The organism is Rhodoferax sp. GW821-FHT02C08 (genome assembly GCF_059421805.1).
In genome coordinates this window covers 31,493-57,633 of record NZ_JBWKVR010000018.1, presented here as the reverse complement: position 1 = coordinate 57,633, position 26,141 = coordinate 31,493, and the positions used below count along the sequence as shown (strand labels likewise).

At 63.0% G+C, this 26,141-nt stretch carries 23 protein-coding genes and 1 tRNA gene; 16 read left to right on the top strand and 8 right to left on the bottom strand.

Annotated elements, in window-relative coordinates:
- Nucleotides 1-2: 2 nt before the first annotated feature.
- Together recN and rapZ are read left to right on the top strand one after the other, a co-directional pair.
- Nucleotides 3-1,652, top strand: coding sequence for a DNA repair protein RecN (recN, locus tag AC07VY_RS19535; RefSeq protein WP_495098927.1), 1,650 nt, complete (start codon nucleotides 3-5; stop codon nucleotides 1,650-1,652).
- A gap of 5 nt (nucleotides 1,653-1,657) precedes the next feature.
- Nucleotides 1,658-2,572, top strand: a complete 915-nt coding sequence (rapZ, locus tag AC07VY_RS19530) for an RNase adapter RapZ (protein ID WP_495075141.1) — start codon at nucleotides 1,658-1,660, stop codon at nucleotides 2,570-2,572.
- Between the two features lie 69 nt (nucleotides 2,573-2,641).
- Here rapZ and mutY read toward each other — a convergent pair whose 3' ends face one another.
- The 3 genes from mutY to mutM form a co-directional block, all read right to left on the bottom strand.
- Nucleotides 2,642-3,724 (bottom strand): A/G-specific adenine glycosylase, encoded by a 1,083-nt coding sequence (mutY, locus tag AC07VY_RS19525; protein ID WP_495098928.1) that lies wholly within the window; start codon nucleotides 3,722-3,724, stop codon nucleotides 2,642-2,644.
- On the bottom strand, nucleotides 3,721-5,673 hold the full coding sequence (locus tag AC07VY_RS19520) for a dynamin family protein (protein WP_495098929.1): 1,953 nt from the start codon (nucleotides 5,671-5,673) through the stop codon (nucleotides 3,721-3,723). The genes mutY and AC07VY_RS19520 overlap by 4 nt, the downstream gene beginning before the upstream one ends.
- A gap of 70 nt (nucleotides 5,674-5,743) precedes the next feature.
- A complete protein-coding gene (gene mutM / locus AC07VY_RS19515) occupies nucleotides 5,744-6,559 on the bottom strand; it encodes a bifunctional DNA-formamidopyrimidine glycosylase/DNA-(apurinic or apyrimidinic site) lyase (protein ID WP_495098930.1) in 816 nt (271 codons plus the stop codon).
- Between the two features lie 93 nt (nucleotides 6,560-6,652).
- Here mutM and AC07VY_RS19510 point away from each other — a divergent pair, with 93 nt between their 5' ends.
- The 7 genes from AC07VY_RS19510 (at nucleotide 6,653) to pth (ending at nucleotide 12,364) form a co-directional block, all read left to right on the top strand.
- Nucleotides 6,653-8,395: a tetratricopeptide repeat protein gene (locus AC07VY_RS19510; protein ID WP_495098931.1), complete on the top strand. Its 1,743-nt coding sequence runs from the start codon at nucleotides 6,653-6,655 to the stop codon at nucleotides 8,393-8,395.
- The gene (locus AC07VY_RS19505) at nucleotides 8,392-8,883 is read left to right on the top strand and encodes a lipoprotein insertase outer membrane protein LolB (RefSeq protein ID WP_495098932.1); all 492 of its coding nucleotides are present in this window, start codon (nucleotides 8,392-8,394) and stop codon (nucleotides 8,881-8,883) included. Before AC07VY_RS19510 ends, AC07VY_RS19505 begins: the two co-directional genes overlap by 4 nt.
- Before the next feature lie 2 nt (nucleotides 8,884-8,885).
- Entirely contained in the window at nucleotides 8,886-9,731 is an 846-nt protein-coding gene (gene ispE / locus AC07VY_RS19500) for a 4-(cytidine 5'-diphospho)-2-C-methyl-D-erythritol kinase (RefSeq protein WP_495098933.1), read from the top strand.
- A 32-nt stretch (nucleotides 9,732-9,763) separates the two neighbouring features.
- A tRNA-Gln gene (locus AC07VY_RS19495) sits at nucleotides 9,764-9,840 on the top strand.
- Nucleotides 9,841-9,901: 61 nt separating this feature from the next.
- Nucleotides 9,902-10,876: a ribose-phosphate pyrophosphokinase gene (locus tag AC07VY_RS19490; RefSeq protein WP_495075134.1), complete on the top strand. Its 975-nt coding sequence runs from the start codon at nucleotides 9,902-9,904 to the stop codon at nucleotides 10,874-10,876.
- Between the two features lie 129 nt (nucleotides 10,877-11,005).
- The gene (locus AC07VY_RS19485) at nucleotides 11,006-11,644 is read left to right on the top strand and encodes a 50S ribosomal protein L25/general stress protein Ctc (RefSeq protein WP_495098934.1); all 639 of its coding nucleotides are present in this window, start codon (nucleotides 11,006-11,008) and stop codon (nucleotides 11,642-11,644) included.
- A gap of 72 nt (nucleotides 11,645-11,716) precedes the next feature.
- A complete protein-coding gene (pth, locus tag AC07VY_RS19480; RefSeq protein WP_495098935.1) occupies nucleotides 11,717-12,364 on the top strand; it encodes an aminoacyl-tRNA hydrolase in 648 nt (215 codons plus the stop codon).
- On the opposite strand, the gene AC07VY_RS19475 is transcribed toward pth, so the two are convergent.
- Both AC07VY_RS19475 and rpe read right to left on the bottom strand, forming a co-directional pair.
- Nucleotides 12,361-12,621 carry a YfhL family 4Fe-4S dicluster ferredoxin gene (locus AC07VY_RS19475; RefSeq protein ID WP_490592199.1) on the bottom strand — a complete coding sequence of 87 codons (261 nt, stop codon included), beginning with the start codon at nucleotides 12,619-12,621 and terminating at the stop codon, nucleotides 12,361-12,363. The two genes, pth and AC07VY_RS19475, sit on opposite strands and share 4 nt — an antisense overlap.
- A 34-nt stretch (nucleotides 12,622-12,655) precedes the next feature.
- The gene (rpe, locus tag AC07VY_RS19470) at nucleotides 12,656-13,339 is read right to left on the bottom strand and encodes a ribulose-phosphate 3-epimerase (protein WP_495098936.1); all 684 of its coding nucleotides are present in this window, start codon (nucleotides 13,337-13,339) and stop codon (nucleotides 12,656-12,658) included.
- 60 nt (nucleotides 13,340-13,399) lie between these two features.
- Here rpe and apaG point away from each other — a divergent pair, with 60 nt between their 5' ends.
- The 5 genes from apaG (at nucleotide 13,400) to priA (ending at nucleotide 19,083) form a co-directional block, all read left to right on the top strand.
- Entirely contained in the window at nucleotides 13,400-13,798 is a 399-nt protein-coding gene (gene apaG / locus AC07VY_RS19465) for a Co2+/Mg2+ efflux facilitator ApaG/CorD (protein WP_495075130.1), read from the top strand.
- Nucleotides 13,799-13,806: 8 nt separating this feature from the next.
- Nucleotides 13,807-14,793, top strand: coding sequence for a thiamine-phosphate kinase (thiL, locus tag AC07VY_RS19460; RefSeq protein WP_495098937.1), 987 nt, complete (start codon nucleotides 13,807-13,809; stop codon nucleotides 14,791-14,793).
- 24 nt (nucleotides 14,794-14,817) lie between these two features.
- Nucleotides 14,818-15,264, top strand: coding sequence for a CoA-binding protein (locus AC07VY_RS19455; RefSeq protein WP_495075128.1), 447 nt, complete (start codon nucleotides 14,818-14,820; stop codon nucleotides 15,262-15,264).
- A 276-nt stretch (nucleotides 15,265-15,540) separates the two neighbouring features.
- The gene (gene hemE, locus AC07VY_RS19450) at nucleotides 15,541-16,629 is read left to right on the top strand and encodes a uroporphyrinogen decarboxylase (RefSeq protein ID WP_495098939.1); all 1,089 of its coding nucleotides are present in this window, start codon (nucleotides 15,541-15,543) and stop codon (nucleotides 16,627-16,629) included.
- Nucleotides 16,630-16,971: 342 nt separating this feature from the next.
- On the top strand, nucleotides 16,972-19,083 hold the full coding sequence (priA, locus tag AC07VY_RS19445) for a replication restart helicase PriA (RefSeq protein WP_495098940.1): 2,112 nt from the start codon (nucleotides 16,972-16,974) through the stop codon (nucleotides 19,081-19,083).
- Nucleotides 19,084-19,144: 61 nt separating this feature from the next.
- On the opposite strand, the gene AC07VY_RS19440 is transcribed toward priA, so the two are convergent.
- From AC07VY_RS19440 to AC07VY_RS19430, 3 genes are all read right to left on the bottom strand, one after another.
- Complete coding sequence (locus AC07VY_RS19440) at nucleotides 19,145-19,771, bottom strand: tRNA-uridine aminocarboxypropyltransferase (protein ID WP_495098941.1); 627 nt, start codon at nucleotides 19,769-19,771, stop codon at nucleotides 19,145-19,147.
- Between the two features lie 59 nt (nucleotides 19,772-19,830).
- Nucleotides 19,831-21,423, bottom strand: coding sequence for a methyl-accepting chemotaxis protein (locus AC07VY_RS19435; protein ID WP_495098942.1), 1,593 nt, complete (start codon nucleotides 21,421-21,423; stop codon nucleotides 19,831-19,833).
- A gap of 255 nt (nucleotides 21,424-21,678) precedes the next feature.
- Nucleotides 21,679-23,256, bottom strand: a complete 1,578-nt coding sequence (locus AC07VY_RS19430; protein ID WP_495098943.1) for a methyl-accepting chemotaxis protein — start codon at nucleotides 23,254-23,256, stop codon at nucleotides 21,679-21,681.
- Nucleotides 23,257-23,480: 224 nt separating this feature from the next.
- Here AC07VY_RS19430 and AC07VY_RS19425 point away from each other — a divergent pair, with 224 nt between their 5' ends.
- Nucleotides 23,481-23,777, top strand: coding sequence for a hypothetical protein (locus AC07VY_RS19425; RefSeq protein ID WP_495075122.1), 297 nt, complete (start codon nucleotides 23,481-23,483; stop codon nucleotides 23,775-23,777).
- A 29-nt stretch (nucleotides 23,778-23,806) separates the two neighbouring features.
- Nucleotides 23,807-26,134, top strand: coding sequence for a tetratricopeptide repeat protein (locus AC07VY_RS19420; protein WP_495098944.1), 2,328 nt, complete (start codon nucleotides 23,807-23,809; stop codon nucleotides 26,132-26,134).
- The last annotated feature ends 7 nt before the right edge of the window (nucleotides 26,135-26,141 follow it).

Below are 26,141 nucleotides of genomic sequence, written 5' to 3'. Positions count from 1 at the left end.
CCATGGCATTGAAACGCATCACCCTGCGCGACTTCGTGATCGTGCGCGAGCTGGAACTGGACCTGCACACCGGCTTCAGCGTGCTCACAGGCGAAACCGGTGCGGGCAAATCCATATTGATAGACGCCCTACAACTGGCCCTGGGCAGCCGGGCCGACGCAGGCACCGTGCGCGAGGGCGCGACCCGGGCCGACATCAGTGCCGAATTCGACACCGCCCCCGCCACCACCGCCTGGCTGGAAGACGCTGGCTTTGACCTGGGCGACAGCCTGCTGCTGCGCCGTACCGTGGACACGCAGGGCAAAAGCCGCTCCTGGATCAACGGCAGCCCGGCCACTGCCACGCAGCTGCGTGAAATCGGCGACCTGCTGCTGGACATCCACGGCCAGCACGCCTGGCAAAGCCTGACCCGGCCCGACACCGTGCGCGGCCTGCTGGATGCCTACGCAGGCTGCAATACCAGCGCCTTGCAAAGCTGCTGGACCCAGTGGCGCAGCGCCCAAAAAGCGCTGGCCGACGCCCATGCCGCTCACGATTCACTGCAACAGGAGCAGGAGCGTCTGGCCTGGCAAATTGGCGAGGTCGGCAAGCTGGCGCCCGGCGCAGACGAATGGGACGGACTGAACGCCGAGCACACCCGGCTTTCGCACGCCCAGGCCCTGCTGGACGCGGTGCAGGCCGCCATCGATGCCCTCGAAGGTGAGGACTCCGGTGCACTGACCGGCCTGTCGCGTGCCTACACAGCGCTACATAATCAGGAGCACATTGCGCCCGAATATGCTGCGCTGGCCGAGGTTTTAGCCTCCAGTCTGGCGCAGGCCGAAGATGCCGCGCATTCGCTGCACGCCACGCTGCGCAAGACCGAGCTGGACCCGGACCGACTGTCCGAGCTGGACGAACGCATGGCGCAATGGGTATCGCTGGCGCGGCGCTACAAACGTACGCCCCCTGAGCTGCCCGCCCTGCTGGACAGCTGGAAAACCGAGCTGGCCCGGCTCGATGCCGCCGCCGACACCGACAAGCTAGAAGCCGCCGAGCGCCAGGCGCACAAGACCTATCTGGCCGAGGCCCAGGCACTGACCAAGGCCCGCACCCTCGCTGCCCCGAAGCTGGCCAAGGCCATCACCCTGGCGATGCAGGGCCTGGGCATGCAGGGCGGCCAGTTCCAGGTGGCACTGCAAAAAACCGAGCCCAGCGCCAGCGGCATGGAAGAGGTGCAGTTCCTGGTGGCCGGCCACGCCGGCAGCACGCCGCGCGCGGTGGGCAAGGTGGCCTCTGGCGGCGAGCTGTCGCGCATCGCCCTGGCCATTGCCGTCACCACCAGCGAATTGGGCACGGCGCAAACATTGATTTTTGACGAGGTGGATTCCGGCGTGGGCGGCGCCGTGGCCGAGACCGTAGGCCGGCTGATGAAGCAGCTAGGCCGCGACCGCCAGGTGCTGGCCGTTACCCACCTGCCCCAGGTAGCGGCCTGTGCCGACCACCACCTGGTGGTGGCCAAGCAGCACGACGGCAAAAGCACGGTCAGCAGCGTGGCCTTGGTGCAGGGCGAGCAGCGCGTGGCCGAGGTTGCGCGCATGCTGGGCGGTGAAAAACTATCCGGCACCACCTTGGCACACGCCAAGGAAATGCTGGGCCCCACCTACTCCTAAGCGCCATGAAACTTGAAATCATCCTCATCACCGGCATGTCCGGCTCGGGCAAGTCGGTCGCCCTGCATGCGCTGGAAGACGCGGGCTACTACTGTGTGGACAACCTGCCACCCGAGCTGCTGCTGAGCTTTGCCAAGCTGGAGCAGACCCAGGGCGCACAGAAGGTGGCAATTGCCATGGACGTGCGCAGTGCCACCTCGCTGCCCCTGGTGCCGCAGTACCTGTCCACGCTGCGCAAAAGCGGCGTCACGGTCAAATCATTGTTTCTGGACGCCACCACCGACACCCTGGTGCAGCGCTACTCCGAAACCCGGCGTAAGCACCCGCTATCGCGCTCAGACCAGGTAGACCAGCAGCACGCACTGGTGGAGGCCATCGAGCTGGAGCGCGAGCTGCTGTCCGACCTGCGCGACCTGGCCCATGTGATCGACTCCAGCATCATCCGCCCCTCGCAGCTGCAGAGCTACATCAAGTCCCTGGTGGCCGCGCCCGATGCACAGCTGACGCTGGTGTTCGAGTCCTTCGCCTTCAAGCGCGGCATTCCTGTGGACGCGGACTATGTGTTCGACGTGCGCATGCTACCCAACCCGCACTACGAGGCCGAACTGCGCCCGCTGACCGGGCGCGATGCGCCGGTGGCCGAGTTTCTGCACAAGAGCCGCGACGTGGCGCAAATGTTCACCCACATCGAGCAATTCCTTTCGCACTGGCTGGAGCGGCTGGCGCGCGACCACCGCAGCTACGTCACGGTGGCGGTGGGCTGCACCGGCGGGCAGCACCGCTCGGTCTATTTGGTGGAGCAATTGGCCGCGGCGTTCAACACCCGCTGGGTCACCCTGAAGCGACACCGCGAACTGGACGCCCGCGCCAGCGCCCGGGGGCCGTCCAGCGAACCTACGGCAGGCGCCACTATTTTTTAAATAAAAAGTGCCTCTAGCGCAGAATATACCTGCGCTAGCAGCTACACAATCAATAGCAAATGATTTACATCAAGCTGCGGACAGCAGCTTGCGTATGGGGGCAGGCAAGCCCACCTCGGGCCAACGCGCAGCCTCTACCCAGTCGCCATCCAGGCCCGGGCGCGTGCCCAGCGGCAACTGCAGCCGCACAGGGTGAAGGTACAGGTCTTTGTGCGTCAGCACGTGTAGAAATACCGGCAGATCATCCAGCTGCGCCGCCCCGGTCGTGTCGGCCAGCGCCTCGCGGCTGTCGAACACCGGCAGGCAGTACAGGCCGGCCCACACGCCGGCATCCGGCCGGCGCTGCAGCCACACGCGGCCGGCAGCATCCTGCGCCCACAGCAGCCACCAGGATTCAGTACTGCGCTTGAGCTTGCGGGTTTTGACGGGATATTTCTCTGGCGCGCCCTCGCGCTGGGCGGTGCACACCGGCTGCACCGGACACAACAGGCAGGTGGGCTGGCGCGGCATGCAAACTGTGGCGCCCAGGTCCATCAAGCCCTGGGTATAGCGCGGCATGGTGTGCAAACCGGCCTGAGCGGGCAGTAAGGCGGTGGCCTGGTCCCACAGCGCGCGCTCATTGGCGGCCACGGCCAGGTCGGCATCAAAACCCAGCACCCGGGTCAGCACCCGCTTCACATTCGCATCCAGGATGGCGGCGCGCTCGCCATAGCAGAACGAGGCAATAGCGGCCGCCGTCGAACGGCCTATGCCGGGCAAGGTCTGCAGCAGCTCCGCTGTAGGCGGGAAGCGGCCGCCGTGCACTTCCATGACCTGCTGGGCGCAGCGGTGCAAATTGCGGGCGCGGCTGTAGTAGCCCAGGCCGCTCCACAAAGCCAGCACATCGTCCAGGCCAGCAGCGGCCAGGCTCTGCACATCCGGGAAGCGGACCAGAAAGCGCGGGAAATACTCCAATACCGAGCTCACCTGGGTCTGCTGCAACATGATTTCAGACAGCCAGACACGGTAAGGGTCCTGCGTGTTTTGCCAGGGCAGGCTATTGCGGCCATGGCTTTGCTGCCAGTGGATCACCTGCGAAGCAAACGCGGTCGCCACCGCCTGGTGCGACGCAAACGGGGGAGCGGCCTCGCGTGCGGCCAAGGCCGCCGTCATGCAGCCTCGGGCCGGGGCGGCAAATGCGCACTGGCGGTGGAAATAAAGTACGAGGTCAACAGCTGCAGGCGGGTGTCGAACTGGCCCAGCACCGCTTCCTGCGCCTCGATTTCGGCAACCCGCTCATCCAGGCCGCCGGCGGCTTCCTGGATGCGGTCTATGGCTTCTATGCGCCGCACAAAGCTTTTTTGCCGTTCTTTGAGCTGGTCGTCCAGCTGGGCGGCGGCAGATTTGCTCCACAGCTCCACATCGCCAAACGCCGACTCGAAAACCAAGCGCAGGCGCGCGGTCAATGCCCGCACCAGCCTCTCGACAAACTCGGGCTGGGCCAGCTTCATCACATTGCGCAGGCCCAGGTACTGAATATGGCTGTTCTCGATCTGGTCCAGCTCGCCCTGGTAGTGCGGCACATCGGGCATGCCATACAGCTGCAAGGAGAAGCTGTATTCGGCATTCAGCTGGCGGAAGGTGCCTTCCAGCATCTGCTGCATCTCCTGCGCCAAGGCCTGGGCGCGGGCCAGGTTGTCACGCAGCCGGGTAAAGGTGGCGGTGTACACGCCCTTGGCGCCCAGCTTCAGGCCGGGCTGGCGCAGGGCCTGGGCCAGCAATGCCATTTCGGCCTTCACCGCGCGGCTGCCCAGCAACGCAAACACTTCACTCAGCAGGCGGTGCTGCACGGAGCGCACGGCCTGTATCTTGGTGCTGCCCATCTCGAAAGCGCGCTTTTCCTGCTCGATGCGGGAGCGCATGTTTTTCACTACCACCGTGTTCTTGCCGCCCAGCCCCTGCAACTCCTGCTTTTGCTCGGCCAGGTCGCGGCGGCGGATGTGCAGCACACGACCTGTTTCCTTGCGTAAATCAGAAATGCCGCGCGATAACTCGTCGCGCAAGATGGCATGGCGCTGGCCCAGAATGCCTTCACTGAGCGCTGTCTCCAGCAGAGGCAGGCCGCTGGCTTCCAGCAGGGCCGCGTTGGCGCCGATCTTGGCCACCAGGCCCTTCTGGGCCGACACGGCCAATACGCGCTCCACCGCCACGCCCAGCAGCGCGGCCGACTCGGCACGCTGGCGGTCGATCTGTGTCTGTAGCTGTTCAGCTGAGCTCAGCGTATCCCATAAGGTGTCAACCTTGTTCAGCACGACCAGGCGCGCATGGCTGTTTTCGCCATCCAGGCCCAGGTGCTCTCGCCATACTGCCAGGTCGGACTTGGTCACGCCGGTGTCGGCCGCCAGCATGAAGACCACGGCATTGGCCTGGGGGATCAGGTTGACGGTCAACTCGGGTTCGGCGCCAATCGCATTTAGCCCAGGCGTATCCAGAATCACCAGGCCTTGGGCCAGCAGAGGGTGCTCCACATTCACCACGGCATGCCGCCAGCGCGGCACTTCCACCTTGCCTTCGGCGTCGAGCACGGGGTTGTCCTCAGGCACTTCGTCATGCCAGAAGCCCAGGGCACGGGCCTCGGACTGGCTTACCCGGCGGACTTCGGTGACCTTTTCCAAAGCGTGGGCCAGATGTTCGGCGTTGTCCACGTCCAGCTCGAACTGGGTCCACTTGTCAGGCGACTGGCGCCATTCGGCCAAGGACTGGGGCAGCAGGCGGGATTCGATGGGCAGCAGGCGCAAGCTGGGCGGCGTGCCGACATCGAAACGCAGCTCGGTCGGGCACATAGTGGTGCGGCCGGCGCTGGCGGGCATGATGCGCCGCCCGTAGCCAGCGAAAAACAGAGCGTTGATCAGCTCCGACTTGCCGCGTGAAAACTCGGCCACGAAGGCCACGGTGACCTTGTCGCTGCGCATCTGCTCTTCCAGACGCTGCAGGCGGGCCTCAACCCCGGCGTCCATCAAGGCGTGCTCTTTCATCCAGGCTGAAAGCAGCTTCAAGCGCAGCACGAATTCGCGTCGCCAGGCCGCGTATTCGCCTAATTGTTGATTGATGGAGGTCACCACGGTGGGCTGTGCTTTACATAGGGCGTTAAAAAATCAATATAGCACCGCCTGGCACCGTAATTTGCGGGCACTAGCGCTTTTGGCATTGCGGACAGAAATAGGTAGACCGCTGGCCTTGTCGCAGGAGCTGTATTGTGCTGCCACAAGCCCGGCATGGCAGGCCCTGGCGGTCATAGACCATCGCCTCCAGCTGAAAATACCCGCTTTCACCGTGGGCATTGGAGAAGTCGCGCAAGGTGCTGCCGCCTTTCAGCACGGCGCGCGCCAGCACTGTGCGCACCGCCTCGTGCAGCCTGGCCACCCGCGCACGGCCTATGCTGGACGCTTTGGTCGTAGGGCGGATACCGGCCAAGAACAGCGCCTCGGAGGCATAGATATTGCCGACCCCCACCACCACCTCACCCGCCAGCAGTACCTGCTTGATGGCCGTCTTGCGCGCGTGCAGACCCGCGTAGAACGCAGCCAGGGGGAAATCGTCGCCCAGCGGCTCCATACCCAGGTGCCCCAACAACTTGGTCGCAACCGGTGCATCCTGGCTGTCGGCATACACCACGGCGCCGAACCGGCGCGGGTCGTGCAAACGCAGCGTGCCCCGGCTGGTGAACAGGTCGCAGTGGTCATGCACCCCGGCAGGCGGCAACTCAGATGCGAAATGCAAGCTGCCAGACATGCCCAGATGCAACAGGAGCAGGCCACGGTCCAGGTCCAGCAGCAGGTATTTGCCGCGCCGACGCACCTGCAGCACCGTGCGCCCCTGCAGCAAAGAGGTGTCGCAGCCCAAGGGCCAGCGCAGCGGCTTGCCCATACGCAGCTGCTGTATGCGTGCGCCCTGGATGCGATCGGCAAAACTCAGTCGGGTGACTTCCACCTCAGGTAATTCGGGCATGGCGTGCAGGGATTCAGGTAAAGTATTTTCAAGGGCAAGGGTGGCAAGCCCCCTATAAGCAGTAAGTTCGCAGGCTTGGATTATTATGAGCCGATGAAGCGATTCCAACGTTTAGCCGCCACCAGTCTTGCCACACTGGCCCTGATCACAGGTAGTTTGCCCGCACAGGCGCAAACACCTGGCACCCCCTCTACGGAGCCGGCACAGTCTGCATTGAATGGCGAGCTGTTCTACATTCTGCTGCTGGGTGAACTGAATGCGGCAGGCGGTGAGCCCGGCTACGCCTACCAGCTATATCTGGAAGGCGCACGCAAAGCCGACGACGCCAGCCTGTACCAGCGGGCCATCGAAATTGCGCTGCAGTCCCGCTCAGGTGATGCCGCGCTGCAAGCCGCACGCGCATGGAACAAGGCCCAACCCTATTCCCGCGAAGCCAACCGCTACGTATTGCAAATACTGTTGGCGCTGAACCGTGTCGCTGACACCGCCGAACCACTGAAAAACGAACTGGCCATGGCCCCGGCCATGGAGCGGGCCGCGGCCATCAACGCCATACCTCCGAGCTACGCACAAAGCTCTGACAAGAAACAGGCTGCCAGCGTGGTGGAAACGGCGTTGGCAGACTACCTCGCCAGCCCCAGCGTAGGCGCAAATGCCTGGACCACCGTGGGCCGCATGCGCCTGGCTGCAGGCGACAGCACAGGCGCCCTGGATGCCGCACGCCGCGCCCAGGAAATCGACCGCAACGCCCCAGGCCCCGCCATGCTGGCTCTTGAAATGATGGGGCCCCAAACGCCTTTGGCCGAACCCATCGTGCAGCACTATATGGCCGGCCAACCGGCGCCAGAGCTGCGCATGAGCTATGCACGGGTGTTGATCGACGGACAACGCTTCGACGATGCAAGTGCACAAGCCAAGCTACTGACCGAGCAAAACCCCGACTTTGCCGACGGCTGGCTGTTGCAAGGCAGTCTGCAGCTACAAGACAAGCAGCTTGCAGCGGCCGAAACCTCTTTCAAGCAATTCGTGGCACTGGCCCAACCCTTGCCCGCAGGAGAAGCTCGCACCCGTGGCTTGGCACAGGCCTATTTATCCCTGGCCCAGATCGCCGAAAGCCATAAGGACTACGCCGGGGCAGACGCCTGGCTGCAGAAAATCGACGACGGACAAGACCGTGTCGCAGTACAGGGCCGCCGGGCAAGCCTGCTGGCCAAGCAGGGCAAGCTGGCGCAAGCCCGCGCATTGCTGCAAGCGCTGCCGGAACAAAGCCCCACGGACGCACGGCAAAAGCTGGTGGCCGAAGTACAGCTGCTGCGCGACAACAAGCAATACAAAGCGGCCTACGAGCTGATGGCCGCCGCCATCAAACAATCGCCCGACGACACCGACCTTCTCTACGACCAGGCCATGCTGGCCGAAAGACTCAACAAGCTGGATGAGATGGAGCGCCTGCTGCGCCAGTTGATTCAACTCAAGCCGACTTACCACCATGCCTATAACGCACTGGGCTATTCCCTGGCGGACCGCAACATCCGGCTACCGGAAGCCCGGGACTTGATACGCAAGGCCCTGGAGTTCGTGCCCAACGATCCCTATATTTCCGACAGCATGGGCTGGGTGGAATTCCGCATGGGTAACCAAACCGAAGCTTTACGCGTGCTGGACTCTGCCTACAAGGCGAAGCCCGACGCCGAAATTGCCGCCCACCTGGGTGAAGTCCTGTGGGCCATGGGCCAACGCGAACGAGCTACCAGCATCTGGAAAGAAGGGCTGCAACTCAATGCCGACAACGAAACACTGCAGGAAACCCTCAAGCGCCTGCACGTAAAACTTTGAAGCAACTCACTCGCCGCCGGGGTCTGTTGCTGTGCATGGCGCTGCTCAGCGGCTGCGCCCATCTCGGCACCACCACACAGCGCACCGAAGGTGCCCCATTCTGGAGTGGCCGCCTAGCATTGCAGGTGGAAGGTTCTGCCGCCCAGTCTTTCTCGGCGGGCTTTGAACTCAAAGGCTCAGCCCAAACAGGCGAACTCAACCTGTTTAACCCGCTAGGCGGAACCGTTGCCCGCATGGCCTGGCAGCCCGGCACCGCCACATTGCTGGCACGCGGCGAAACACGCCAGTTTGACTCGTTGGCAACCCTGGTAGAGCAAGCCACGGGCGCACCGTTGCCCGTCGCGGCGCTGTTCGACTGGCTGCGTGGCGACAATACCCCCATAGCCGGCTGGCAAGCCGACCTGTCGCAGCTGGCCGACGGGCGCCTGAACGCGGTGCGCAGCAAGCCCCAACCCACAGCCACGCTGCGGGTCGTCATCGACCAATAAACATGCAAGCCCTGTACGACGTAGCCGCCCCAGCCAAACTGAATCTTTTTTTGCACATCACCGGCCGCCGTGAAGACGGCTACCACCTGCTGCAATCCGTCTTCATGCTGATCGACTGGTGCGACACCATGCACTTCGAGTTGCGCAGCGACGGCCAGCTCAGCCGCGAAGATCTCAGCACCCCATTGCCGCCAGACGATCTGGTGTTACGCGCAGCCCGGGCCTTGCAGGCAGCCACCGGCACCCGGCAAGGTGCACACATCGGCGTGCACAAAGACATACCCGCGCAGGCCGGCATGGGCGGCGGCTCATCAGATGCAGCGTCGTGCTTGCTGGCATTGAACCGCCTGTGGAACTTGAAACTCAGCGTAATCCAGCTGCAGGCCATCGCTTTGCCACTGGGTGCCGACGTGCCATTTTTTGTGGGTGGCCGCAACGCCTGGGTCGAAGGCATTGGCGAAAAAATCACCCCACTGTCTCTGCCACCCAGCCGCTTTCTGGTCGCCAAACCCCCCGAAGGATTGGATACGAAATTAATTTTTTCTTCGCCAGATCTAAAGCGCAATTCAGACCATGCTATACTCGCAGGCTTTGCTGCTAGGCCACTTCACTTCGGTGAAAACGCCTTGCAGCCAGTCGCAGAAAATCTTTGCCCTGCTGTAAAACAAGTCCTTGAGTGGCTTGGAGGCAAAGGTTTACATGCTAGAATGACTGGCTCAGGAAGCGCGGTATTTGCGCCGATGCCAAACGATGTAGGTGTGACAGATGCGCCAAGCGCCTGGAGCATTCGCAAGTGCAGCAATATGGATGTTCATCCTCTGGTGGGTTGGGCATCCAGCGATGGTTAATCGGTTGACAGCGTCACGCTGTTGACCCGTGTAGGGGAGTCGCCAAGTTGGTTAAGGCACTGGATTTTGATTCCAGCATGCGAAGGTTCGAATCCTTCTTCCCCTGCCAAATATTTTGAACCTGCGGATGTTCAAAATATGCACACAGTCAATTCATCGCAAAGACGTTCATGCAGCCCCACCACACTGATTTCATGATTTTCACCGGCAATGCCAATCCTGGCATGGCCTCCGATATTGCCAAACATTTGGGCATCTCACTGGGCGCAGCCCGCGTGGGTCGCTTCTCGGATGGCGAAGTAACCGTTGAAATCAACCAGAACGTGCGCGCTCGCGACGTTTTCGTGGTGCAAAGCACATGCGCGCCGACCAATGAAAACCTGATGGAATTGCTGATCATGGTCGATGCGCTCAAGCGTGCATCGGCAGAGCGCATCAGCGCCGTGATCCCGTATTTCGGCTATGCCCGGCAAGATCGCCGTCCCCGCTCGGCACGCGTGCCCATCACCGCCAAGGTAGTGGCCAATATGCTGCAGGCCGTGGGCGTGGAACGCGTACTGACCATGGATCTGCATGCCGACCAGATCCAGGGGTTCTTCGACATTCCGGTCGACAATATTTACGCGTCGCCCGTTTTGCTGGGTGATCTGCGCCAAAAAAATTACGAAGACCTGATCGTGGTCTCGCCTGACGTGGGTGGCGTGGTGCGCGCACGCGCGCTGGCCAAGCAATTGGGTTGCGACATGGCCATCATCGACAAGCGCCGCCCCAAGGCCAATGTCAGCGAAGTGATGCACGTGATCGGTGAAATCGATGGCCGCAACTGCGTCATCATGGACGACATGATCGACACAGCGGGCACCCTGGTGAAAGCCGCCGAAGTATTGAAGGAGCGCGGCGCCAAGAAGGTCTATGCCTATTGCACGCACCCTATTTTCTCTGGCCCCGCCATCGAACGCATTGCCAATGGCTCTGCACTCGACGAAGTGGTGGTGACCAACACCATTCCGCTCAGCCCGGCTGCTGCGGCATGTTCCAAAATTCGTCAACTCACCGTGGCACCGCTGATCGCAGAAACGATTCAACGCATTGCCAATGGCGAGTCGGTCATGAGCTTGTTCTCGGACCAGGACAGCGCGTTTTAAGGCTGCATCCCAGCAGCCTCCCCTATTTGTTCTGAACAGGACAAAAAGCAGACCGGTGTGCACTGTGCCCACCGGTTTTTATGAAACCGGAGTGACACTGGTCGCGGTGCACTCTTACAGGAGTTAGTTATGAAATTCGTCGCTTTTGAGCGCGCAAAGCAGGGCACGGGTGCGAGCCGCCGTCTCCGCATTACCGGCCGCACCCCCGGCATCGTTTACGGTGGCGCTACGCCTGCCAGCCAGATCGAAGTCGATCACAACGCGCTGTGGCACGCCCTGAAAAAGGAAACCTTCCACTCCACCATTCTGGACATGGAATTGGCTGGCAAGGAAAGCAAGGTTCTGCTGCGCAACGTGCAAATGCACCCCTTCCGTCAGCTGATCCTGCACGTTGACTTCCAACGCGTGGAATCCGACACCAAGCTGACCATGAAAGTGCCACTGCACTACAGCGGCCAGGAAGTGTCCCCCGCTGTGAAGACGGAAAACTGCTTGGTCACCCCCGTGGTGACCGAGCTGTTGATTTCCTGCCTGCCTGCCGATCTGCCTGAGTTCATCGCTGTGGACCTGAGCGGCCTGACCAAGGGCTCTTCCTTGCATGCCAAGGACCTGACCCTGCCCAAGGGCGTGTCGGTTGTGACCCGCGGCAAAGAAAACCCCGCCCTGGTGTCCGTCGTGGCTCTGGCCGAAGAAGTGGCAGTGGACCCCGCTGCCGCTGCTGCTGCACCCGCCAAGGGCAAGGCCGGCGCCAAGCCAGCCAAGAAGTAATCCACTTCTTAGCCTTGCACAACGGCCCACCTCGGTGGGCCGTTTTTGTTTCTGCTTCGGGATAATCTGCGCATGATCAAATTGTTTGTTGGCCTGGGAAACCCCGGCCCCGAATACGAGGCGACCCGCCACAACGCCGGTTTCTGGTGGATAGATGCCTTGGCACAAGAGCTGAAAACCAGCCTGCAGCCAGATAAAAGTTATTACGGCTTTGTGGCCCGCACGGTAGTGGACGGGGAGCCGCGCTGGCTGCTCAAGCCACAGACCTTCATGAACCTGTCTGGCAAATCGGTGGCGGCATTGGCCCGCTTCTTCAAAATTCAGCCGGCCGAGATTCTGGTGGTGCACGACGAGTTGGACGTGGTCCCCGGCCAGGCCAAACTCAAACTAGGCGGCAGCCATGCGGGCCACAACGGCCTTCGCGACATCCACGGCCAACTGGGCAGCCCGGACTACTGGCGGCTGCGCATCGGCATAGGCCACCCCGGGTCCAGGGAAGAAGTCGCCAACTGGGTACTCAAAAAGCCCTCAGCGGAGCACCGCCATGCCATCGAAGACAGCATGCACCGCGCACTGAAAGCCGTGCCAGCCCTGCTGGCCGGCGATATGAACAAGGCCACCATGGCCATCCACACCACCAAACCGCCACGGCCCAAGCCGGAGCGTCCGCCGGAAACCCCAAAAGCACCAGAGGCTCCGGCGACCCCTGACAAGAGCTAGGGCTTGGCGATACCGGCCTGCAGCCGCCGGTATTTCTGCAGCAGGGTTTCCTTGTCTTCCACAAAATCCGGGTTCACCGGAATGCAGGAGACAGGGCAGACCTGCACGCACTGCGGTTCGTCGAAATGGCCCACGCACTCGGTGCACTTGTGCGGGTCGATCTCGTAGATCTTCTCGCCCAGGTAGATCGCATCATTCGGGCACTCGGGCTCACACACATCGCAGTTGATGCATTCATCGGTGATGATCAAAGCCATGGCGCTGTCCCGTAATTCATATGCGGATGGTAGGTCACACGCCCGCCAAAGCGCCGCGCATGCTGTCAATCACCGCCTTGTAATCAGGGTTGCCGAAAATCGCGCTGCCCGCCACAAATGTATCGGCGCCAGCCGAAGCCACACGCGCAATGTTGTCGGTCTTGATACCGCCGTCCACTTCCAGGCGGATGTCCTTACCAGATGCCTCGATACGCTTGCGCGCCTGCTCAATCTTGCGCAGGGCCGAGTCGATAAAGCTTTGTCCGCCGAAACCCGGGTTGACGCTCATGATCAGGATCAGGTCGATATCGTCAATGACCCAATCCAGCACGTCCAACGGCGTGGCGGGGTTAAAGACCACGCCGGCCTGGCAGCCCTTGGACTTGATGGCCTGCACGCTGCGGTGCACATGGCCCGAGGCTTCGGGGTGGAAGCTGATCAAGGAAGCCCCCGCATCGGCAAACGAAGCGGCCAGCGCATCCACGGGCTGCACCATCAAATGCACGTCAATGGGCACTGGCGTGCCGTCGGGCTTTTTGGCGTGCGGCTTCAGGGCGCTGCAGATCATCGGCCCGAAGGTCAGATTGGGCACGTAATGGTTGTCCATCACGTCAAAATGGATCCAGTCAGCACCGGCCTGGATGACATTTTTAACCTCATCGCCCAGGCGGGCGAAGTCGGCGGACAGGATCGAGGGGGCGATGCGGTAATTTTTCATGGGCCGTATTTTCGCAGGCCTTGCCCGGCAAGGGCCAAAACGGCGCTGTACGATGCCGCCATGCCCAAATACCAGTTCACCATCGAAGCGGTACCGCAGTACCTGCCGGAGCAGTCCGCGCCCGCGCAATCCGTGTTCAGCTTCGCCTACACCATCACCATCCGCAACACCGGCAGCGTAGCGGCGCAGCTGATCTCGCGCCACTGGAACATCAGCGATGCCAACGGCCATCTGCAAGAGGTCAAAGGCCTGGGCGTAGTGGGCCACCAGCCGCTGCTGCAGCCCGGTGAATCCTTCCAATACAGCAGCGGCTGCCAGCTGCGCAGCAGCACCGGGGCGATGCGCGGCAGCTACTTCTTTGTGGCCGAAGACGGCGAACGCTTCGACGTACCTATTCCCACCTTTGTGCTCGACTCCACTGGCGACAGCGGCCTGCCCGCATCGCACACCCTGCACTGAGCGCCAGCATGGGCGAATTCGACCTGATCCGCCGCTACTTCACCCGGCCCACGCCGCGCGCGGTGCTGGGCGTGGGCGATGACTGCGCCCTGCTGCAGCCGCGCCCCGGCATGCAGCTGGCCATCTCCAGCGACATGCTGGTCGAAGGCCGGCACTTTCTGTCCACCGTGGACCCGGCGGCGCTAGGCCACAAGGCACTGGCAGTGAACCTCAGCGACCTGGCGGCCTGCGGCGCCCAGCCCCTGGCCTTCACCCTGGCCCTGGCCCTGCCCAATGCCGACGCTGCCTGGCTGGAACCGTTCTCGCAAGGCCTGCTGGCCTTGGCCGACGCCCACGGCTGCGAACTGGTGGGCGGCGACACCACGCGCGGACCCTTGAACATCTGCATCACCGTCTTTGGCGAAGTCCCCCCTCGCCAGGCGCTGCTGCGCTCCGGCGCGCACGTGGGTGACGACCTGTACGTCAGCGGCACGCTGGGTGACGCACGAATGGCGCTGGAAGTTTTTCGCGGCACGCTGTCGCTGCCCGAAGCGGCCTTTACCCAGGCCCGCCAGCGGCTGGAGCGCCCCACACCCCGGGTGGCGCTGGGCCTGGCGCTGCGCGGCGTGGCCAGTGCGGCCGCCGACATCAGCGACGGCCTGCTGGGCGACCTGGGCCACATCCTGCAAGCCTCCGGCGTGGGCGCCGTGGTGGATGCCGATATCGCTACAGGTTTAATAGCTACTCGCGCAGATATCTCCTGCGCTAGCGGCAGTTTTAGCCTGGAAAAGCAAAGAGAGTACGTATTGGCCGGCGGCGACGACTACGAGCTGGTCTTCACCGCCCCCGCAAGCGCACGCCAAGCCGTGCAAGCCGCCGCCACACAAGCCCAGACCCCGGTGACCCGCATCGGCCAAATAGAGCCCCGCACGGCGCAGGGACCGGCCATCCGCCTGGTGGATGCCCACGGCCAGGCATTGCAGCTGGCGCTGGCCGGCTTCGACCACTTCGGCTAAGGGTATTCACGCAGAACCGCCTGCATGCGTAAACTGTGGCGCATGAACGAAGCTGATGTCATCCGCCAAATACTGACCCATGCCCGCACCATCGCGGTCGTGGGTCTGTCGCCCAACCCGGGCCGGGCCAGCCACGACGTTGCCAGCACCATGCAGTCGCGGGGCTACCGCATCATTCCGGTCAACCCGGTGACGGATGCGACCGAGATCCTGGGTGAAAAGGTCTACCCCAGCCTGAAAGCCGCCGCGCAGGAGCACACCATCGAGGTGGTGAACTGCTTCCGCAAGAGCCAGGACATCCCGCCCATCGTGGAAGAGGCCATTGCCATAGGAGCCAAGGCGGTGTGGATGCAGCAGGGCATCGCCCACCGCGAAGCCGCCAAGCGCGCCACGACCGCCGGACTGCGGGTGGTGCAGAACAAATGCATCAAGACGGCGCACACCGTGCTGTCCGCGCGCGGAGTCATTTAGCTGACCCCCAGGCTACAGTGCTGCGCACTTTTCGCCCCCCCTCGCATCGGTTTGAAAAAACGATGCGACACGCAGGGGGCGATTCCAGCGGCCTGGCAAAGCCAGTTCCGCGGAATCCCTGGAAGGGATGTATAGCCACAGGGGTTTATGCGTTTGAGGCCGCTAGCGCCGATTGAACCTGCTGCTGCAGCTATTTAATCCATAGCATGAGAAAGCGGCCCAGAGAGTGCGAGACCGGTGCGTTAAGCTTCTAGGTTTAGCCCGCCCTCCACCGCCATGTCCTTCGCCCCGCTCCAGAACGATAGCTTCCTGCGCGCCTGCCTACGCCAGTCCACCGACCACACCCCCGTCTGGCTGATGCGCCAGGCCGGCCGCTACCTGCCCGAATACCTGGCCACCCGTGCCAAGGCCGGCAGCTTCATGGGCCTGGCCACCAACACCGACTACGCCACCGAAGTCACGCTGCAGCCGCTGGAGCGCTACCCGCTGGACGCGGCCATCCTGTTCAGCGACATCCTGACCGTGCCCGACGCCATGGGCCTGGGCCTGAGCTTTGCCCAGGGCGAAGGCCCACGCTTCGCCCACGCAGTGCGCGACGAGGCCGCCGTGGCCGCGCTGCAGGTGCCCGACATGGACAAGCTGCGCTATGTGTTCGACGCCGTCACCTCCATCCGCAAGGCCCTGAACGGCCGCGTGCCACTGATAGGCTTCTCCGGCAGCCCCTGGACGCTGGCCTGCTACATGGTCGAGGGCAAGGGCTCGGACGACTACCGCCTGGTCAAGAGCATGCTGTACAGCCGCCCGGACCTGATGCACCGCATGCTGCAGGTGAATGCCGACGCGGTGGCTGCCTACCTGAACGCCCAGATCGAAGCCGGCGCCCAGGCGGTGATGATTTTCGACAGCTGGGGCGGCGTGCTGGCCGATGGCGCGTTCCAGCAATTCAGCATGGCCTATACCCAGCAGGTGCTCAAGCAACTCAAGACCGAGCACAACGGCCAACGCATTCCGCGCCTGGTGTTCACCAAGGGCGGTGGCCTGTGGCTGGACGAGATGGCCGGCCTGGACTGCGAGGTACTGGGCCTGGACTGGACGGTGAACCTGGCCAAGGCGCGCGCTCTCGTTGGCGGCAGCAAAGCATTGCAAGGCAATATCGATCCGAACGTGTTGTTCGCGCCGCCAGCGCAGATAGAAGCCGAGGTGGACAAGGTGGTGCAAAGCTTCGGCCGGCCCCATCAGGGCGCCGGCACCGGGCCGACACACATCTTCAACCTGGGCCATGGCATCAGCCAGTACACACCGCCAGAGCATGTGGCCGCGCTGGTGGCCGCTGTGCACCGGGCTTCGCACCGAATCCGGGCCTAAATAGCGGCCCTGCACGCGAAAAATAGTTTTGGCAAGCCCCAGTTATGCACAAAACTTGTGCTTGCCCTTTGGTGAAGCGGCCGTAAAGCAGCAAGCCGCTATAAAACGAATAGCGCACGTAAGTGGTTGATTTATATAGTCATCTGAAAATGCTTTTTTTACAGGCAAAGTGTTGAGAGCCTTGATTTACGGGCCTTTACAGAGCCCCCGCTTGGGATATCAACAAAGTTATCCACAGCTTCTTGGGATAGCTTTCAAATCATTTGTAAATCAAGCACTTAGGCTCCAATCCACAAGTTTTCGTGAACAAACGCACATAAGCTGCACCCTCCACCACCCCACATGTCCCACCGGCTTTCCGTCGTTGTCCAAACCCCCGCCCACAGCGCACTGTCCGGCCCGCTGACCTACAGCCACGCCACGCCGCTGCCACCCGGCAGCCTGGTGCGGGTGCCACTGGGCAAGCGCGAAACCCTAGGCGTGGTGTGGGATGTAATGCCCGAGGAAAGCGAATTCGAGATCCGCCCCCTCAGCGCGGCGCTGGACGGGCTGCTGCCGCTGAACGCCGCCTGGCGCGGCCTGGTGCAGTTTGCCGCCCAGTACTACCAGCGCGCCGTGGGCGAGGTGGCGCTGGCCGCCCTGCCCCCGCAATTGCGCGAACTGGACACCACCCAACTGGCACGCCGACTCAAGCGCCCACCGATTGGTGCAGCAGCAGGAACCGAAAACGCTACACATTCCGCAGCACTCAGCGCAGAGCAGGCGAGCGCCATTGCCGAATTTGATGCACAAGCCGGGCCGTTCCTATTGTTCGGCGCCACCGGCAGCGGCAAGACCGAGGTGTACCTTCAGCTGGTGCAAAGCCTGCTGGCCCGCGACCCCACCGCCCAGGCGCTGGTGATGGTGCCCGAGATCAACCTCACGCCGCAGCTGGAGGCGCGTTTCCGCGAACGCTTCGAGCCGCAGTATGGCGCCGCCTCGGTGGTATCCATGCACAGCGGCATGACGCCGCCGCAGCGCCTGAAGAGCTGGATGGCGGCCCACCATGGCACGGCCCGCATCGTGCTGGGCACGCGCATGGCGGTGTTTGCCTCCATGCCGCACCTGAAACTCATCGTGGTGGACGAAGAGCACGACCCCAGCTACAAGCAGCAGGAAGGCGCCCGCTACTCGGCGCGCGACCTGGCCGTCTACCGCAGCCAGCTGGAAACCCGCCTGGCCACCCAGGCCGACGCCGCAGCCACGCCCTGCAAGGTGCTGCTGGGCTCGGCAACGCCCTCGCTGGAGAGCTGGCACCACAGCCGCCCGGCCGCGGAGGGCGGCCGCTACGTGCGCCTGTCCATGCCCAGCCGCATAGGCGCCGGCGCCCTGCCCAAGGTGCGGCTGGTGGACATGAATCTGCAGCAGAAGAAAACCGTGTTCTCGCCCCCGCTGCTGGCCGCCATCCAGCAGCGGGTTGAGCGCGGCGAGCAAAGCATGGTGTTTTTGAACCGGCGCGGCTACGCCCCGGTGCTGGCCTGCAGCGCCTGCGAGTGGAAGAGCGAATGCCCGCACTGCAGCGCCTACCGCGTGTTCCACAAGATCGACCGCAGCCTGCGCTGCCACCACTGCGGCTACGCCGAGCCGGTACCACGCGCCTGCCCGACCTGTGGCAACCCCGACATCTCGCCCGTAGGCCGGGGCACCGAGCGGCTGGAAGAACATCTGGCCGAGCTACTGGTCAACCTGCGCCGCCCCGACGGCGGAGCTGTGGTGGTGGCGCGCATAGACGCCGACAGCACCAAGGCCAAAGGCGCGCTCGAAGCCCAGCTGGACCAGGTGCACACTGGCGCGGTGGACGTGCTGGTCGGCACGCAGATGATTGCCAAGGGCCACGACTTTCGCCGCATCACCCTGGTGGCGGCTATCAACCCGGACGGCGCGCTGTTCTCCAGCGACTTCCGCGCGCCGGAGCGACTCTTCAGCCTGCTGATGCAGGCCGGGGGCCGCGCCGGCCGCGACGCCGCCCATAGCGCGGCCAGCGAGATGTGGGTGCAGACCGAGCACCCCACCCACCCGCTGTTTACCGCGCTGCGCCAGCACGACTACCCAGCGTTCGCGCAGAGCCAGTTGGGCGAGCGCCTGGGGGCCGGCATGCCGCCCTTCAGCTACCAGGCCCTGGTGCGGGCCGAGGCGCGCACGCAGGAGGCCGCCCAGGCCTTCCTGACCCTGGCCAGTGCCGCAGCCTGCGATGTGCCTGATGCCGACCGCGTCACGCTCTACCCCGCCGTGCCCATGGGCGTACAGCGGGTGGCGAATGTCGAGCGCGCCCAGATGCTGGTGGAAAGCCCATCGCGCCAGGCGCTGCAACGCTTCTTGTCGACCTGGCAAGCCGTGCTGCGCGCCACCCGCAGCCAGCCCGAAGCCAAGGGGCTGATCCGCTGGGCGATTGACGTCGATCCATTAGGGATTTAAAAGAAATCGGGCTCTGGCGCAGGTAGTACTTGCGCAAGCAGCTATCAAAACTGCAGCAGACCTAAGCTGGCCGGTACGCCAGTTGCTGCGCCACAAATCCATCAAACGCGTCCAGCAAAGGCTGAAAGTGCCCGGCGTCGCCCTCCAGCTGGGCCAAGGCTTGGCATGTCGCCTCCAGCGTGGACAACTGGTCCGGCCGGTGCGCCTTGCGGATGCGGTAGCGCGAGGCCGGCACGTCGCGCAGGCCCAGACGCGGCAGCTGCTGCAGCGCGGGGCTTTGGTAGAGCATCTTGCGGCTTTTGCGCCAGGTGCCGTCCAGCACCACCAGGCGGATCTGCGTCGGGTCTTGCAGCGCTGCGGGGTCCAGCGCGGGTGCTGGCAGCAGGCCCAGGGCAGCGTCTTCCGGCGTGTCGGGGTAGAGCAGCACGGTGTGTTGCGGCGCAGGCCGGCTCCAGGGAGCCGTCAGCAGTGCGGCGTCCGCCAGGGCTTCGCAGACCAGCATGCGGCTGTGCGGCAGGCTCAGATGCAGCAGGCGCGCGCTGCCCTTGGCGTGGTCCACCTCCAGCGGGTGCTGCAGTACCAGCAGCTCCACCGTATGCGCGGTCGGCCGCACCCAGGCGCAGATGCAGGCGCGCTGCGGGCGCAGGCAGGCCGGGCAACGGGGGCGAGAAATGGCAGGCACAGACATGGGCGCTGGATTCTAACCAGCAAAAAACCTGCTAGCGCAGACAAAACCTGCGCCAGCAGCTATGTATTCAATAGCAAGCTACGCGACTCCACAGCCCCAAGCAGCGGCTGCTCGGGCAGGGTAAAAACCTCCACGGCGGCCACCAGCTCGTGCGCCTGGGTCTTCATGCTGCGGGCCGCTGCGGCCATTTCCTCGACCATGGCCGCGTTTTGCTGGGTCGCCTGGTCGATCTGGCCCACGGCCTGCAGGATGTGGGCCACGCCCGCGCTTTGGCCGCTGCTGGCGGCGCTGATCTCGGCCACGATGGCGGTCACCTGGCGGATCGCGTCCACCACCTCGCCCATGGTGGCGCCGGCCCTGTCCACCAGCGCCGTGCCCTGGGCGACGCGGTCCACGCTGGCGGAGATCAGCAATTTGATCTCCCGGGCCGCGTCGGCGCTGCGGCCAGCCAGGCTACGCACCTCGCTGGCCACCACGGCAAAGCCCCGGCCCTGCTCGCCGGCGCGGGCGGCTTCCACGGCGGCGTTCAAGGCCAAGATATTGGTCTGGAAGGCGATGCCGTCGATCACGCCAATGATGTCGCTGATCTTGCGCGAAGAAGCATTGATGCCCTGCATGGTGGTCACCACCTCGGCCACTACGGCACCGCCCTGCTGGGCCACCGTGCTGGCGCGCTGGGCCAACTGGTTGGCCTGGACGGCGCTGCTGGCGTTGTGCTGCACGGTAGCGCTGAGCGTATCCATGGACACGGCCGTTTCCTGCAGCGCGCTGGCCTGCTGCTCGGTACGCACGCTGAGGTGGTGGTTGCCCTGGGCGATTTCGGCACTGGCAGCCGCCACGGACTGCGCCCCCTGGCGCACATTTACCACCACAGTGGACAGGCTGGCCTGCATGGCCGCCAGGGACTGCATCACGGCGGCCACCTCGTCTCTGCCCGCCGTGTCCACGGTCTGGTCCAGGTGGCCACCGGCGACCGCCTCGGCCAAGCCGCCAGCGCGCAGCAGGGGCGCGGTGATGCCGCGCATCAGCGTCCAGCCAAACAGCACGGAGAACAGCAGGCCAAAGGCAATGGCGGCGATGCAGGCGGTGCGGATGGCGTGGTAACGCAGCACAGCGGCGTCATAGTCTTGCTGGGCCTCGTCGGTGGTCAGCTTGAGCAGGGCCACGATGTCGTTGCTGATGGGGTTGAACAAGGCGGTGAACTTGCCCAGCACCAGCACCTGGGCGGGCAGAAAGTCGTCGTCGCGCAGACGCTCCATCACCGGTTTGAGGCCCTCTTGCTGGAAGCTTTGGCGTTTCTGGGTCAGCTCCTTCACCAGGCCTGCTGCAGCGGGGGACATCGGGGTGGCGATGAAAGTATCCCAGGCCTTTTGGGATGCAGCGCTGATGGCGCCCACCTCCTGGATATTTTTGGCGACCACCAGGGGCACGGGGTCGATCAGCGTGTCGGAAATCACCTGCCGCGCGCGCATGGCCAGGAACTGGTAATTGCCCAGGGCGGCAATCGACTGCATCCGCTGCTTGTACATGGCTTCCACCACGGCGTTCGACTGGGAAATACCCAGCAAGCCGATGGCCCCCACGGCGACCAGCAGGGCCGATAAAACCCCCACGAGTACCAGCAGGCGGGTGGATATTTTGAGATTTTTCATGTGCTAACCCTGTGCAACGGGCGAGGCCAGACAAGTGCAGCCTGCTACGCCCGGAGATGTTGCGCCGCCGACGTGGCGACCTAGGGTTAGACCTTAGCGGTTGTAACTACATGTTTTTATGACAAGTCCATAAACTTGCCACACAGGCATTAAACCGCTATTTAAAACATAGCATACAGCACAGATTCCGTCTGCGCTGTGCCAGGAAAATGCTCTTGGACTTGGTGTGGTGTACGGCTAGCTGGCCTGGTTAGCCTAGTTGTTGCCAATCGGCACCAGCGCCATGTGGTCCTGCGGCAGCCGGAACACGGCCACCGCGTCCACCAGGTCTTGCGCCTGGGCGCGCATGCTGCTGGCGGCGGCCGCCATCTGCTCGACCAGCGCGGCATTTTGCTGCGTGGTCTGGTCCATCTGGGTCACGGCTTCGCCGATCTGGGACACGCCCAGGCTTTGCTCCTGGCTGGCGGAACTGATCTCGCCCATGATGCTGGTGGCACGGCGGATGGCATCCACCACCTCGGTCATGGTGGTGCCGGCTTTGTCCACCAGCAGGCTGCCCTGGGCGACGCGCTCCACGCTGGCAGAAATCAGCTGCTTGATTTCCTTGGCTGCGTCGGCCGAACGTCCAGCCAGGCTGCGCACCTCGCTGGCCACCACGGCAAAGCCACGGCCCTGCTCACCCGCGCGGGCGGCTTCCACGGCGGCATTCAGCGCCAGGATATTGGTCTGGAAGGCGATGCCGTCGATCACGCCGATGATGTCGCTGATCTTGCGCGAAGACTCGTTGATGCCCTGCATGGTGGTCACTACCTCGGCCACCACCTCGCCACCTTGCATGGCTACCTTGCTGGCACGCAGGGCCAGTTGGTTGGCTTGGGAGGCGCTGTCGGCGTTCTGCCGCACGGTAGAGCCCAGCTCTTCCATGGAAGCAGCGGTTTCCTCCAGTGCGCTGGCCTGGTGTTCGGTACGGGCCGACAGATCATGGTTGCCTTCGGCAATCTCGGCGCTGGCATTGGCCACGCTCTCCGAACCACGGCGCACCGTGGCCACCACCTGCGACAGACTGGACTGCATGGAACTGAGTGCCAGCATCACGGACGACACTTCGTCCTTACCCGTGGTGTCGATCTGCTGGCTCAGGTCGCCACCGGCCACCGCATTCGCCACCTGGCTGGCTTGCTGCAGCGGCCGGGTGATGCTGCGCATCAAGGCAAAACCAAACAGTACTGCAAACACGACACCGACAGCGATGGCGGCGATGGCAATATTGCGAATCACCAGGTACCGCGCCTCGGCATCTTGGTAATCACGCAGTGTGGCCTCTTTGGTCAGGGTCAGCAGAGCGCTGGTATTGTCCAGCAGCGGGTCGAACAAATCACCAAACTTGCGCACCACCAGCACCCGCGCCGTGGCCGTGTCTTCGCTGGCCAGAGCGGCCATTGCAGGCTGCAGCCCTTCCTGCATGATCTTCTGGTTCTGGTCGCCAATCGCCTTGATCAGCTTGCTACCCTCCGGCCCCATGGGCACCGCCGACAACGAGGTCCACACCGTATTCACCTTCTGGATATTGGCGGTGGCCTCAGCCATGGCCTTGGCAACCTTCTCCGGCACCGGCGACATCAGAGCGTTGGACACCAGCAGGCGGTTGCGCGTGGTGAGCAGCAAGAAGTCAGATACCCAGGTCTGGGTCTGCATGCGGTCCTTGTACATGGACTCGATGGCCCCATTCGACTTGGCGATCCCGAACAGACCAAGTGCGCCAATCGCCACCAGCAAGGCCGATAAAACACCGACCAATACCAGCAGCCGGGTGGAAATCTTGAGATTCTTCATGTGAGCCATCTTGCCCCGAAAATGTAAGTTAATGTTCAGAATACCTCAGCAAGCCCCGCTTCAGTCGCCCAAAGTCTGCAAACCCAGCGAACCCAGGGTAATGCCGGATATGTTTTTTGTAACCGAACCATTTTCGTTTGGATATAGCAAGCCATCCATGCCCGCGCGGTGCGCTTGACGGTCCTCCTACAATCGGCCACGACTTTTTATCCATAAGGATGCCCATGCTACTGAGTTGGTTTAACGCCAAGGATGCCCACGAATTCGGCGGCGAACTGGCGCAGTTTTTCATAGGGCAAATGCCCTTGGACCGGCCCAGCAAAGACAAAAAATTTGCGACCAAAACGCAGAATCTGCTGCTGCAGATGGACCGGCGCGTGCAGCAGTTCAAGGCCAGCCACAAGCTCAATATCTACACCCGCGCCCGGCTGGGCAACCAGTTCAAATGGACACTGAAGGACGCCGGCTATGACGATGCCTACCTGGAAGAACTAACCGAATGGCTGGTTAAACGCCTGTAAGCTTTTAGCGCACTGAACACGGTCCTGGCATGAAACATTGGCTGCAAAAATTACTCCCCTCGCGCGCACCGGCGCCCCAGGCATCCACCACCAGCGCGCAGGAACGCCGCCAGGGCAATGCCCACCTAGACCAGGGCAATCTGCAGGCCGCCATCGATTGCTACCAGCGCGCAGCTACGCTGGACCCGCAATCGGCCGACGCCTTCATCAGCCTGGGTTTTGCGCTGCAGCAGGCCGGGCAATTGCATGCGTCACTGGCCGCGTTGGCCCAGGCACGGCAACTGCAGCCACAGAACTTCGACGCCGCCTACCTGTCGGGCCAGGTCTGTGCCAGCCTGCAGCAGCCCGCCGAGGCCGTGCCGCATTTCGAACAGGCGCAGGCGCTACAGCCGGAGTTTGAGCCCCTGTATGGGGAGTTGTGCCAAGTTTTATTCCAGGCTGGCGCCCTAGAACGCGCACGCGACACAATCAACGAGGGGCTGCTACGCTACCCGCAGAATGCCGGGCTCCACCTGTTCTCGGGCAATCTGCACTTTCACCTAAAAGAATGGGCCGCCGCGCAGAGCGCCTATACCCACGCGCTGCACCTGGATCCGCACCTATCGCAGGCTTACGGCAATCTGGCCATCATGCTGCAAAACCAGGAAAACTGGCAGGAGGCTCTGGTCTATTTCGACAAGGCGCTAGACCTGGAACAACGCGAAGCCAGCTTTCACTTGGGTCGCGCGACCTGCCTTTTCCGCTTGGGGCAGGTGGAAGCGGCGCTGCAAAGTCAACTGCAGGCACTATCCATCACGCCCGAAGCAGCCGATGTGCACCAAAACCTCGGCTTTCTGTACATGCAGTTAAATCGCCGCACGGATTCCGAGCGCCACAGCCGCAAAGCATTAAACCTCAACCCAAACGATGCCAACGCGCATAGCAACCTGGGAGCGTTACAAGCATCCCTGGGTCACTTCATCGAAGCCGAAAGAAGTTTCCGGGCAGCATGCGATTTGCAGCCGTCGACCGCCGTTTTTCGCAGCAATCTAGGCGGCTGCCTGGTCCGCCAGGGGCGGCTGCCGGACGCCATTACTTGCTTTCGCAAAGCCATGCAGCTGGACCCGCGCCACGTAGAAAGTGGCAACAACCTGCTGCTCGCATTAAGCGCGGACCCCACCACGCTGGCCGCCCAATACCTGGCCGAAGCCCGGGCTTTTGGTGCGCAACTGAGTGCGATGGCGGATACCGCCTATTCTGAGTGGCCTGCCTCGGCAAATATGGCAGCCAACCAGCCGCTGCGGGTTGGATTGATTTCCTCGGATCTATGCAATGGTGCGGTCGGCTATTTTTTGGAGGGCGTGGTGGCCCACACCAACCCGGCCCGCATACAGCTGGTTGCCTACGACACCGGTACCCAGATGGATGCCCTCAGCCAACGCATGGAGCCCCGCTTTGCCCAATGGAACAAGGTTTTTGGCAAAGCCCCCCAGGACATTGCCCAAAAAATCCACGGCGATGGCATCCACATCCTGATAGACCTCAACGGACACGCGGGCGGAAATAGCCTGCCCGTGTTCGCCTTGAAGCCAGCTCCTGTACAGATCAGTTGGCTCGGCTACTGGGCCAGCACGGGCTTGCCAAGCATGGACTTTGTGCTGGCCGATACCGCCAGCGTGCCACCTGGCGAGCAAAACCAATTCACAGAAGCGGTGTACTACATGCCGCACACGCGGCATTGCTTTACCCCGCCGCACAGCGCATTGCCACTCAGCCCTGCGCCGGCTCTGCAGCAGCGGTTCATTACTTTTGGCAGCTACCAATCGCTGACCAAAATCCACGCAGCCGTACTGTCCACCTGGGGCTGCGTCTTGCGGGCTGTGCCCCACTCCAGACTGCATCTGACCAGCCATCAGGTTAGTGACGAAGCGTTCCAACAACAATTCCGAGCAAAACTGGAAGGAGCAGGCATCGATGCGTCCCGAGTTACTCTTACGGGCCCGTTGCCACGGCAAAAGTACCTGGAAAGCTATGCACACATAGATATCGTGCTTGATACCTTTCCGTACACCGGTGGAACGACCACCTGCGAAGCCTTATGGATGGGCGTGCCAACCTTAACGTTACGCGGCCATAGCATGATTGCCCGCCAGGGTGTGAGCATGCTGGGCTGCGTGGGCCTGAACGACTGGATTGCCGAAGACGAAGACGACTACGTTGCCAAGGCCTGCGCACATGCGGCGGATATCGAAGCCTTGAATACGCTGCGACTGTCTCTGCGGGGCCGCGCATTGGCGTCGGCCCTGTTCGACGCCCCCCGTTTCGCAAAGGATTGGGAAGACGCCCTGCTGGCGATGTGGAAAATCAAACAGGGCTGATACAAAA

Excerpts from the sequence above, each read along its gene's own strand:
- recN (WP_495098927.1), top strand. The coding sequence starts at position 3 with ATGGCATTGAAACGCATCACCCTGCGCGACTTCGTGATCGTGCGCGAG.
- rapZ (WP_495075141.1), top strand. The coding sequence starts at position 1,658 with ATGAAACTTGAAATCATCCTCATCACCGGCATGTCCGGCTCGGGCAAG.
- mutY (WP_495098928.1), bottom strand. The coding sequence starts at position 3,724 with ATGACGGCGGCCTTGGCCGCACGCGAGGCCGCTCCCCCGTTTGCGTCG.
- mutM (WP_495098930.1), bottom strand. The coding sequence starts at position 6,559 with ATGCCCGAATTACCTGAGGTGGAAGTCACCCGACTGAGTTTTGCCGAT.
- AC07VY_RS19510 (WP_495098931.1), top strand. The coding sequence starts at position 6,653 with ATGAAGCGATTCCAACGTTTAGCCGCCACCAGTCTTGCCACACTGGCC.
- ispE (WP_495098933.1), top strand. The coding sequence starts at position 8,886 with ATGCAAGCCCTGTACGACGTAGCCGCCCCAGCCAAACTGAATCTTTTT.
- AC07VY_RS19490 (WP_495075134.1), top strand. The coding sequence starts at position 9,902 with ATGCAGCCCCACCACACTGATTTCATGATTTTCACCGGCAATGCCAAT.
- AC07VY_RS19485 (WP_495098934.1), top strand. The coding sequence starts at position 11,006 with ATGAAATTCGTCGCTTTTGAGCGCGCAAAGCAGGGCACGGGTGCGAGC.
- pth (WP_495098935.1), top strand. The coding sequence starts at position 11,717 with ATGATCAAATTGTTTGTTGGCCTGGGAAACCCCGGCCCCGAATACGAG.
- AC07VY_RS19475 (WP_490592199.1), bottom strand. The coding sequence starts at position 12,621 with ATGGCTTTGATCATCACCGATGAATGCATCAACTGCGATGTGTGTGAG.
- rpe (WP_495098936.1), bottom strand. The coding sequence starts at position 13,339 with ATGAAAAATTACCGCATCGCCCCCTCGATCCTGTCCGCCGACTTCGCC.
- apaG (WP_495075130.1), top strand. The coding sequence starts at position 13,400 with ATGCCCAAATACCAGTTCACCATCGAAGCGGTACCGCAGTACCTGCCG.
- thiL (WP_495098937.1), top strand. The coding sequence starts at position 13,807 with ATGGGCGAATTCGACCTGATCCGCCGCTACTTCACCCGGCCCACGCCG.
- AC07VY_RS19455 (WP_495075128.1), top strand. The coding sequence starts at position 14,818 with ATGCGTAAACTGTGGCGCATGAACGAAGCTGATGTCATCCGCCAAATA.
- hemE (WP_495098939.1), top strand. The coding sequence starts at position 15,541 with ATGTCCTTCGCCCCGCTCCAGAACGATAGCTTCCTGCGCGCCTGCCTA.
- priA (WP_495098940.1), top strand. The coding sequence starts at position 16,972 with ATGTCCCACCGGCTTTCCGTCGTTGTCCAAACCCCCGCCCACAGCGCA.
- AC07VY_RS19440 (WP_495098941.1), bottom strand. The coding sequence starts at position 19,771 with ATGTCTGTGCCTGCCATTTCTCGCCCCCGTTGCCCGGCCTGCCTGCGC.
- AC07VY_RS19435 (WP_495098942.1), bottom strand. The coding sequence starts at position 21,423 with ATGAAAAATCTCAAAATATCCACCCGCCTGCTGGTACTCGTGGGGGTT.
- AC07VY_RS19430 (WP_495098943.1), bottom strand. The coding sequence starts at position 23,256 with ATGAAGAATCTCAAGATTTCCACCCGGCTGCTGGTATTGGTCGGTGTT.
- AC07VY_RS19425 (WP_495075122.1), top strand. The coding sequence starts at position 23,481 with ATGCTACTGAGTTGGTTTAACGCCAAGGATGCCCACGAATTCGGCGGC.
- AC07VY_RS19420 (WP_495098944.1), top strand. The coding sequence starts at position 23,807 with ATGAAACATTGGCTGCAAAAATTACTCCCCTCGCGCGCACCGGCGCCC.